This is a genomic window from Methylobacterium goesingense (assembly GCF_022179225.1).
In the GTDB taxonomy this organism is placed as follows: Bacteria; Pseudomonadota; Alphaproteobacteria; order Rhizobiales; family Beijerinckiaceae; genus Methylobacterium; species Methylobacterium goesingense.
Window position 1 is genome coordinate 1 of sequence record NZ_BPQL01000118.1, and the last position, 11010, is coordinate 11010.

An 11010-nucleotide genomic window follows, 5' to 3' on the forward strand; every position below is an offset into this window, starting at 1 on the left:
TGACGGTGACGAGCACGTTCTGGCTCGCGGTGGCTCCCTTGTCGTCCGTCACCAAGACCGTGAAAGTCTCGGTGTGGGTTTCACCCGCTGCCAGATCCTGATGCCCGGCATTGTCGAGGGCATAGGTCCAGCGGCCGGTCTGAGCATCGACCTTGAAGCTGCCATAGGTCCCGGTCGCGTTGCCCGTGTAGGTGGCGGTGGCGTCTTGATCCACGTCGTTAGAGGTCACCTGGCCGGTCGCCGCCAGCGTACCGTCCTCCTTCACCGTTCCGGCCTGGGCCGAGGAGGTGATCACCGGCGCGTCGTTGGTGCCCGTGATGGTGACGTCGATCTGCTTGGCGATCACACCGCCGTGGCCGTCGTCGATCGAGACCGTGAAGCTCTCGACCTTGGTCTGGCCCTGGGCGAGGGATTCCACCTTGGCGTCGTCGACGCTGTAGGTCCAGGTCACAACCCCACCCGTGCCCGCGCCGGTGGTGTCCTGGGTCTTCATCGCCGTTAGGGTGCCGAGCGGCGTGCCGATGGCGCTGGCCATGACGCCGTGCCCGTCCGTCAGGTCGACGTCGCCGAAGGCGAGCGTGCCGCTGTCGGTGAGGGCGGCGCCGGGCGTGACCTGTTCGGTGACCGCGCCGGCGAGCTTGGCGACCCCAATCACCGGCGCATCGTTGGTGCCGGTGATGGTCAATGCGACCGGTCTCGTCGCGGATGCGCCGGCACCGTCCGTCACGGTCACGCTGAAGACGACCTTGAGCGTCTCTCCCGCAGCAAGGAAGTCGACGGTCTTGTCGGTCACGCCGAAGGCCCAGCCGATCGAGCCGGCACTGGAACCGGTGCTGTCAGTCAGCGACGTGCTGAAAGCCTCGTCGAGACGATCAGACAGGCCGGTCGGCAAGGTGGCACCGCCCGACCACGTGGCGGTCGCAAGGGTGCTGCTGGTGACGTGGACGTCGGCGAAGTCGGTGTCGGCGAATGTGAGGGAGCCGAAGGCGACCACGGGCTCGGAGGCGCCCGTGAGCCCGCTCTTCTCCCGAAGCGATGCGCTGGCGCCGGCAGCGATCGATGGGGCGTCGTTGGTGCCCGTGACGGTGACGAATACGTTCTGGCTCGCGGTGGCGCCCTTGTCGTCCGTCACCAGGACCGTGAAGGTCTCGGTATGAACCTCGCCCTCCGCGAGTTCCTGATGCCCGGCATTGTCGAGGGCATAGGTCCAGCGGCCGGTCTGAGCATCGACCGTGAAGCTGCCATAGGTCCCGGTCGCGTTGCCCGTATAGGTGGCGGTGGCGTCGTGATCGACGTCGCTCGACGTGACCACGCCGGTCGCCGTCAGCGTGACGTCCTCCTTCACCGCCCCTCCTTGAGCCGAGGAGGTGATCACCGGCGCGTCGTTGGTGCCCGTGAGGGTCACGGCGACCGTCTGCGCCACCGAGCCGCCCTGCCCGTCGCCGACCGTGACCGTGAAGCTCTCGACCGCGGTCTCGCCCTCCTTGAGGCTCTCGAGCTTGGCCGCATCGACCGTGTAGGCCCAGGCGACGCTGCCGCCCGCGCCGGCCGTAGTGTCGGCCGTCACCGTCGCCGTCAGGCTGCCGAGGGTCGTGCCCGCGGCCCTGACGGAGGCGGTGTGCGTGTCCCCGACGTCGACATCCGCGAACCCGAAGGTTCCGTTGCTCGACAGGGTGCCGGCCTGGGTGACGAGCTCCGTGACGGCGCCGGAGACGGTGCCGCCCGTGACCACCGGGGCGTCGTTGACGGCGGCCAGCGCGAGGTTGAGCTGGGCGGGTGTGGTCGCCTTGCCGTCGCTGATCCCGTAGCTGATCGTCAGCGGGCCGTTGTAGTCCGCTGCCGGCGTCACGCTGTAGCCGCCCTGGCCGTCGCTCGCGATCGTGCCATGGTCGACGGACAGATTCGTGACCGAGAGCGTCGCGCCTTCCGGATCGACGAAGCCCTTGAGCAGCTGCGCCGTCGTCACCGTGAAGGCGGTGTCCTCGGTGCCGGCCGCGAGCGTCGCCTGGATGCCGTCGAGGCGCGGTGCCTCGTTGCCGACCGCGAGCGTGACCTGCGTGCCGGAGACGCCGTCGGAGGCGACGGTGAATACCGTGCCGATGTAGTTGCCGGTCAGGTGTAGGCTGGCCTTGGTCGCCCCCGTTCCGTCGATGAGATTGAGGATGCTGTTGGCGTAGTTGAAGCGCGCCGTGGTTGCGCCGATGCCGGTGACGTCGATGACGTCGCCGTCCGTGGCAAAGCCCGTGATGGCGTTGCCGAAGGTGTAGACCGCGTCCGCGCCGAGGGCGCTGCCGGCGATGCGCAGGGTCTGGGCCCCGCTGCCGAAGCTAATCGCCCCGGTGCCGGCGGCGGCCGAGGTGACCGCCCCGAAGGTGCCGGTGGTGGTGCCGGAGAGTTCCAGCGTGCCCGCCGTCAGGAACGTGCCGCCCGAGTAGGTGCTGGCGCCGCTCAGGGTCAGCGTGCCGGTCCCGGTCTTCTCGATCGTGCCGGCCCCGCTGAACACGGTCGGCGCGTGGGTGACGTCGACGTCGTCGTGCAGCTCGATGACGGCGCCGGCCCGGATCGCGACGGAGCCGGAGCCGAAGGCGGCGCCGGTGTCGCGCTCGATGAGCCGTCCGGCCTGGACGTCGACCGCGACGGACCCGTTATAGGCTCCGGTCAGCACGAAGGTGCCGCCGTCCATCTTGTTGAGGGCGGTCGCACCGGAGACGCCCGACATGTCGAGCGTGCCGACAGCACCGTTAGCGGCGGTACCGTCGCCAGAGCCGCGCAGGTTGATCGTGTTGGTGCCCCCGCCGAGGTCGACCTTGCTGACGATCGCAGCGGCGTGGGTGCCGGCCGTCTGCAGGACGGCGCCGTTGCCGGTGACGCCCGCGAAGGCCGCGCCGGTGCCGGTGTCGATCGACACCGTGTCGTTGCCGGTGATGAGCTTGATGGCGCCGGTGGTCGAGCCGGCATGGAGGCCGAGAGTGACGCCGGCGCCCCCGCCGAGGTTCTGGTTCGCCAGCACGCCGCCGGCGCCGCCGTTAGCGGTACCGTAGTTGTCGAACGTGCCGTCGTTGCGGGCGAACTGCACGGCGTAGCCGTAATCGCCGTTCGTGCCGCCGGTGAGCGTGCCGCCGGCCGCGTTGGTCACGGAGAGGCCGGTGGCGCCGACGATGGCCGAGAAGGCCGCGCTGGTGACGCTGCCGGTATTGAGGACGCTGCCGCCGGCATTCGCGAAGACCGTGTCACCCTGGCTGCTGATACGGCCGGCGTTGGTGAGAACGAGGGCGCCGCCCGCGTAGATGGCGTCGCCACCGCCGATGATGCTGCCCCCGGCTTTGTTCACGACCGTGCCGCCGGCATTGAGCGTCATGGCGTTGCCGTTGGTCTTGGCGACGAAGGCACCGTTCGCGTCGATGGAGCCCGTGCCAATCGTGCCGCTGTTTGTGACGGTTGCCGCGCCGTTGGCGATGATGGCCGCGGAGCCGCCGGAGACGATGAGGCCTTCGTTCCGAACCGTCAGCGCGCCGCTGCCCAGGCCGAACACGCCGAGATTGCCGGTACCGTAGACCACCGATCCGGTGCCGAGGTTGTTCAACGTGAATGCGCCGGCGCCCGAGCTTTCGTGGCCGGCCCCCGAGAAGGTCGTGCCCTGGATGCGGCCGTAGTTGTCGATGCTGGTCGCCGCGTCGCCGTATGCGATCACGCCGGAGCCGAAGGCGGCGGCGACGAGGGCGCCGGTGTTGGCCGTCCCGCCGTTGATGAGCGTGCCGCCGTTCGCCAGGTTGATGCCCTGTTGCTGGCTGGTCGCCTGGATCGTGCCGGCGTTGATGATGGTCGCGGTGTCGCCGGCCCGGATGCCGCCGAACGAGCCGGCGATGGTGCCGCCGGCCTGGTTGTCGATGGTGCCGGTGCTGATGAGCGTGACGCCCGTGCTGATGGTGCCGCCCTGGATCGTACCGCTGTTGACGACGCTGCTGCCGGCGCCCTTGAGCGCGAGGCCGCTGGCGGCGGCCGCCTGGATCGTACCGGTGTTGGTCACCGTGGCGACGCCGAGCACGGTGACGCCGTCGCTGGCGCCGGTGGCCGCAGTGCTGATGGTGCCGGCGTTGGTCAGCTTCAGGTCGCCGCTGGAATAGACGCCGGCGAGGCCGGTGTCACCGGATCGGTTGGTATGGCTGATCGTGCCGCCGACCGTGTTCGTGAGCGTGCCGCCGGCCAGGAGGTCGACGCCGCGGCCGGTGACCGCGCTGATCGCGCCGCTGTTGACGACGGTGGCCGTGCCGCCGGCTTGAATGCCCGCGGAATTGCCGCTGATCGTGCCGGTGTTCGACACGGTGCCGCCGGCCCTGAGCTGGACACCGGCGATACCGCCCGCCGTGATGGCGCCGCTGGTCGCGTCGTAGCTGCCCGAAGCGATCGTGCCGGCGTTGGTGATCGTGTCACCGGCGTTCGATCCGACCGAGCCGTACTGGCCGACGATCCGGCCGCCCGCGGCGTTGGTCAGGGCGAGGAGGCCGCCGCCGTCGCTGCCGACGCCGTAGCCGTTGGAAGAGCCGATCGCGTTCTGCCCGTAGATCACGCCGGTGCCGGTATTGGCGACGCGGAGCGCACCTGTGCCGTGCTGGGTCACGCCGTCGTAGTTGAGGCCCTGGATCAGGCCGGAATTGGTGACGCTGAGCGCCCCCGGGACGTTGCCAACGAGCTGGATGACGCCGCTGCCCTGACCCACGATCTGGGCGCCCGCGGCATTGACCACGGTGGCGCCCACGGTGGTGCTGGCCGTGACGGCGTTCGTGCCTGCGGACCCGGTAGCCCGTACGATGCCCTGGTTGGTGAAGGTGCCGCCGTTGAGGCTGATGCCGTCGGCCGCCACGACGTAGCTGCCCGTGAGCGTGACGGCCGAGGCGTCGGCGACGGTGAAGCCGCCGCGCTGGGTCAACGCGCCCGACAGGGTCGCGGTGTTGCCGCTGCCGACGCCCTGCACGACGAGGGAGCCGGTGCCCGAGACGGCGTTGGCGAAGGTGGTGTTGCCCGCCCGGTTCAGGACGAGCTGGCCGTTGTCGACGACCGCGCCGTTGATCGTGCCGATGTCCTTGATGATCAGCGTACTCGCATCGATCCGGATGGCGTTGCCGCCGGTGCCGGTGATCGTGCCGGTGTTCGACAGGGTAGTGGTGCCGCCGCCGACCGAAAGGCCGGTCGTGCCTTGGACCGTCCCCGCGTTGGTGACGCTGCCGCCCGCATTGAGCCGGATGCCCGCCGTGCCGCCGACGGTGATCGCGCCGGCGGCCACGTCGTAGCTGCCCGAGGCGATCGTGCCGGCGTTGGTCACGCTCGTCGCCGCACCGGTGCCGTAGACGCCGTAGATACCGCCCACGATCTTGCCCGCGCTCTCGTTCACCACCGTCAGGGCGCCGCCCGAAGAGTTGAAGGCGCCCCAGCCGGAATCCGCACCCCCCCGGCCGTAGATGACGCCGCCGGTGCCGGGATTCGCGCCGTTCAGGTTGTTGATCGTGATCGCGCCGTTACCGCCGATCTGACCGACACCGGCGTAATCGCGGCCGACGACGAGACCGTAATTGTTGACGATGGTCGCACCGGACCCGAGCGCGCCGAGGCCGGAGCCGCCGCCCTGGATCGTCGCGCCGGTCGCGTTGGCCGCGCCGTTCGTGACGGTTCCACCCCCGTTGGTCTGAATGGCGTCGGTGTTGTTCGAGGGGCCGTTGGTTACGGCGCGCGTGTCGGCCGAGCCCAGGTTGGTGAAGATGCCGCCGTTGAGCTTGACGCCGTAGAAGCTGGCGCCCTTGGCGACCGTCACGTTCGAGGCATCGGCGACGGTGAAGCCGCCGCGCTGGGTCAGCGCGCCGGACAGGGTCGCGGTGTTGCCGGCGCCGACGTTCTGCACGGTAAGTGCGCCCGAGCCGGAAACGGCGCTAGCGAGGGTGTAGCTGCCGGCCTGGTTCAGGGTGAGCTGGCCGTTGTCGACGATGGCGCCGTTGATCGTGCCGAGGGCTTTGACCGTCAGCGTGCCGGACGCGATCTGGATGGCGGCGGTGGTGCCGGCGATCGTGCCGGTGTTCGAGAGGGCGAAGCTGCCGCCGCCGACCGAAAGGCCGTTCGCGCCGCCGACGGTGCCCGAGTTGGCGACACTGCCGCCGCCGGAGCCCGACAGGCTGATGCCGGTGCCCGCGACCGTGATCGAACCGGAATTGGCTACCGAGACGACACCGATGCTGCCGCCCCGCGCGTCGATTCCGGTGCTGAGTTTGTCGGTAATGGTGCCACTGTTGCCGACCGAGACCGCCGTCTGGACGCCGTTGAGCGACCCGGATGTGCCGTTCGAGGCGTAGATCGCGGTACCGCCGGTGCCGGAGGTGTGGGTCAAGGTCGCGGCGTTATCGATCTGGACGTAGCCGGTTCCGGATGCGCCGTGTGACGCACCGAGAACGCCGTTGCCCGCATTCGACGTCAATGTGGTTTTCGTCGCGGTCGTGACGACGACGTTGCCGCTCCCCCCGATGAGCTGGGCATTGACGGCCCCGAGACCGCCCGTAATGTTCCCCGTCGTCGCGACCGTGATGTCGCCCGACGCGAAGTTGATCGCCCGCACGCCCTCGGCACCGGACGTGAACGCGCCTGCGGTGACCGTGAGGGCGCCCGCATTGTTGCGCTGCTCGACGTTGATCGCGGCGACGCCCGACCCCGTCGCGGTGGTGCGGATCTCGCCCCCGGACTGGTTCACCGTGACGCCGCCCGCGCCGAACGAGGTCGCGGCGATGCCGTTGCTCGTCGCCTGGATCAGGCCGGCGGTGTGGTTGATCGTCACCGCGCCGTTGGACGAGGCACTGATACCGGTGCCCGCGGTGATCCCCGCCGCGTTGGAGACGACGATGGCGCCCGTGCCGCTCGTTGTCGCGTTGATGCCGGTGGCGAAGTTGTTGGTTATCGTGCCGGTGTTCGTCACCGAGACCGCGGTCTGCACGCCGTTGAGCAGGCCGGAGGTGCCGTTCGTGGCGTTGATCGCGTTGCCGCCGGTCACGCCGACCGGACGGGTGAGGGTCGCGGCGTTGGTGACTTGGACGGTGCCCGTCCCGGAGGTGCTGTGCTGCGCGTTGACGACGTTGGCGTTGGCGTCGGTGCTGTTGTTGGCCGAGAAGGTGGTGTTCGCCGCCGTCGTGACCACGACGTTACCGCTGCCGCCTTGAACCTGCGCGTTGACGGCGATGTAGCCGGTCGTGATGTCACCCCGCGTCGCGACCGTGACATCGCCGGATGCGGTGTTGATCGCCACAGCACCCTGCTGAGACGAGACGATCGTGCCCGACGTGACGCCGATGGCACCGCCGCCGCTTCCCACCGCGTAGATGCCGAATCGTCCGACCGGCGCGGCACTCGTGCCGATCTGTCCGACGGACTGATTCACGACGATCGCGCCCGAACCCGTGCTGGTCACGTCGATGCCGTCGCCGCCAGCGAGTATCGTACCGGAGGTGTGGTTGACCGTGACGGTGCCCGCGCCGCTGCCGCTGGCGGAGATGCCGGTGCCCGCGGTGATCGACGCCGCGTTGGAGACGGTGACGGCGCCCGCGCCGATCGCGGTGATGCCGGTGCCGGTGAGCGCCGCGCCGCCGCCGAGGATACCCTGGTTGCCGACCGAGACGGCGCCTTGCGCGTTCGACGAGACGGCGATGACGCCGTTGCTGAAGCTGCCGCCCGCGGCGCTGATCGTGCCGGAATTGGTGAGCGACACGCCGCCCGCACCGCTGTTGCGGGCGTCGATGCCGGTGCCTCCGGTGACGCTCGCGGCATGCTGGATGGCGTCGGCGTTGGTTACGGAGACGAGCCCGCCGGCGTTGATTGCGACGATCCCGTCGCGGTCCTGCGCCGCCTGGATCTTGCCGCCGCTCGTGTCGAGGGTGAGCGTGCCGGTGCCTGCGTTGATCGCGACCACGCCATGCCCGGGCTGGTTGCCGGTGGAGGGGATGCGCGCCTGAAGCAGGTTGTCGTAGGCATTCGGCAGGCGCGCGGCGCCGCCGAGGCCGGTGACGTCGCCGCCGGCGGTGATCGAGACCGCGCTCGCGTTGCCGGTGTTCGACTGCACCAGCACGAGGCCGTTGGCGCTGCCGCTCACGCTGGTGCCGGCACCGAGGCTGATGCGGGTCTCGCCCGTGCCCTGGTTGCCGTTGAAGACGCCCTGGCCGAGATACGGATCGGTGGCGTCGGTGCCGGTCGCCGTGATCGTGCCGCCGGTCCCGACCGTGATGGTCGAGGCGCCGCCGGTCGCGGCGGACTGGTCGTTCACAATGCTCGACGTGCCGCTGATGACGACGCCGTTGCCGAGGACCTGGCTCGCGCTGCCGCCGTTGCTGGAGGAGAACGAGGCGGGCTGGCCGCCGATGCCCGTGATGGTGACGTCGACCTGCCTCGACACGGTGCCGCCCTGGCCGTCGTCGACCGTGACGGTGAAGCTCTCGACCTTGGTCTGGCCCGCGGCGAGATAGGTCACCTTCGCGTTGTCGACGCTGTAGCTCCAGGTCACCGTGCCACCCGTGCCCGAGCCGGTGGTGTCCTGGGTCTTCGTCGCGGTCAGCGTGCCGAGCGGCGTGCCGATGGCACTGGCGCTGACGCTGTGCCTGTCCATCAGGTCGACGTCGCTGAAGACGATCGTGCCGCTGTCGGACAGGGCGGTGCCGGGCGAACCCTGCTCGGTCACCGCACCGGAGAGCTTGGCGGAACCGATCACCGGTGCATCGTTGGTCCCCGTGAGGGTCACGGCAACCGTCTGCGCGACCGAGCCGTCCTGCCCGTCGCCGATCGTGATCGTGAAGATCTCGACCTTGGTCTGGCCCTTGGCGAGGTACTCCACCTTGGCGGCATCGACCGCGTAGGTCCAGCTGACGCTGCCGCCCGCCCCGGTCCCGGTCGTGTCGGCGGTCTTGACGGCAGTCAGGGTGCCGAGGGTGGTGCCGGACGAAGCGGCCGACACGGTGTGGCTGTCGGACAGGTCGACATCCGTGAAGGCGATCGTTCCGGTGCCGGACAAGGTGCCGGCCGGCGTCGCCGCTTCGGTGATCCCGCTGGTGAAGCTGCCGCCCGAGATGACCGGCGCATCGTTGGTGCCTGTGACCGTGACGTCGATCTGGCGCGTGACCACACCGCCCTGACCGTCACTGAGCGAGACCGTGAAGCTCTCGACCTTGGTCTGGCCCTTGGCGAGGTACTCCACCTTGGCGTCGTCGACGCTGTAGCTCCAGGTGATCACGCCGCCCGTGCCGGTGCCGGTCGAGTCGGCGGTCTTCACCGCCGTGAGCGTGCCCAGCGTGGTGCCGATGGCGCTGGCCGAGACGCTATGCACGTCGGACGGATTGTCGTCGAAGGCGATGGTGCCGCTGTCGGTGAGGGCATTACCGGGCGAGACCTGCTCGGTCACCGCGCCGGCAAGCTTCGAGGCGCCGATGATGGGCGCGACGTTGTAGTCAACGCTGCCGCCACCGCCGCCGCCGAAGTATTCCCCATCGATGTAAGGCATGACTCGCTCCGCCCGCATAATCAATCCATGTTCTGCCGTCCCCGTAGCGGTGCCACGCTCCTGTAGTCGATGCCTCAGCGTCCCAGAGTTCCACACTCACGCATAAAATTTTTGTGAGGAGTTTTATAGAAGTGCCAGACCAATTTTATTGATATAGAAATAGTTATAGGATCGATTTAGATACCAATCATCACGGTTTTATTTCGGAAAGAAGGGCCTTGATCGAGTTCTAAGTGTCGAGCAGCGTTGAGCATTGGTTTGTCCGCGATTTTCGGTGCTGAAAGGTGGTTTGGAAGTCAATTCGCATGTTGGCCCGAGGGCAGTGCGATGCCGATCTCGAACCCGTCGTTGCCGTCGGTCCCGGACGGCCAGCACGTCGATGGTCTGAAGCTAAACACGTCCGGATTGCTGATCACCGCCCCACCATGCCGGCCCAAGCCTGCTGTCGGGTCTGCGGGCGTGCTTCGGCGCGGGTGCAAGGCAGGTATTGGCGGACGTTCGACGACCTGCCCTGGCAGGACCGGTCGGTGACGTGGCGGGTGCAGGTGCGCCGCTTCCGCTGCGGCCACTGCCCTGGGGCGGATCTTTGCCTAACGCATGCCGGGGCTGGGTGCGCGCAAGGCGCGCCGCAGCGACCGGTTGGCCGAGGCGCAGACCGCCATCGGCATGGTGCTGGGTGGTGAGGCCGGCGCAAGGTTGTCGCAGCGGCTGGCCATGCCCGTCAGCGGCGACACCGTCCGGCGCCCGATCCATCGTCGCGGGACCGTACCGTCACCGCCGCCGCGGGTAATCGGCATCGACGATTGGGCGTGGCGGTGCGGCCGGTCCTATGGCACCATCGTGTGCGACTTGGAGCGGCGGCGCGTCATCGATCTCTTGCCCGGCCGCTCATCGTCACCGGTGCGGGACTGGCTCACCGCCCATCCGAGCGTGACCGACGTCAGCCGTGACCGTTCGGGACCTTACGCTGAGGCCGCGCGCACGGAGACGACCGCGACGCAGGTCGCGGATCGCTGGCACGCTCGTCAACGCGCCCGAGGCCCTGCGCGGCATCGTCGAGCGGCACCAGTCCGAGGTCCGAGACGTGGCGCACTGCGCCGTGCACGACCCCGCCGGCTTACCTGATCTGGCGAAGACAGTGCCAACGAACGTGAGGAGCCGGCGACGCGACCGTTGCAAGGCCGTCCTGTGGTTCCACGGCGAAGGTCTGCCGACCAAGGAGATCGCTCGCCATCTCGGCACATCCCGCAATGAACCGCGCTGGGTTTCCCGAAGGCCCCAACCCTTGCGAGGATGGAGCTATGACGAAGCGAACCCCACCCTTTTCCCCTCAGAGCCTGTTTGAGCGCGATTGCTTAGGCTGGATTGTTGAGGGCGTTGGCGGCCATGAGGCAAGCCACGCAGATGAGGCGTCCGGCCGCGACGTCGAGGCGTCCGGCGCGCTCGCGGAGAAGCCCACCCCAGTGGCTCAATTAGCCGAAGGTGCGCTCGAC

General features: G+C 69.0%; 2 protein-coding genes and 1 pseudogene. 2 read left to right on the plus strand and 1 reads right to left on the minus strand.

Annotated elements, in window-relative coordinates:
• A partial coding sequence (locus tag MFF30_RS19365; protein WP_238281238.1) for a VCBS domain-containing protein occupies positions 1 to 9517 on the minus strand: 9517 nt, incomplete at its 3' end.
• Positions 9518 to 9865: 348 nt separating this feature from the next.
• On the opposite strand from MFF30_RS19365, the pseudogene MFF30_RS19370 reads away from it, so the two are divergent.
• Together MFF30_RS19370 and MFF30_RS19375 are read left to right on the plus strand one after the other, a co-directional pair.
• A pseudogene (locus MFF30_RS19370) lies at positions 9866 to 10784 on the plus strand (ISL3 family transposase); the annotation flags it as partial.
• A gap of 34 nt (positions 10785 to 10818) precedes the next feature.
• A partial coding sequence (locus MFF30_RS19375; RefSeq protein WP_238281236.1) for a hypothetical protein occupies positions 10819 to 11010 on the plus strand: 192 nt, incomplete at its 3' end.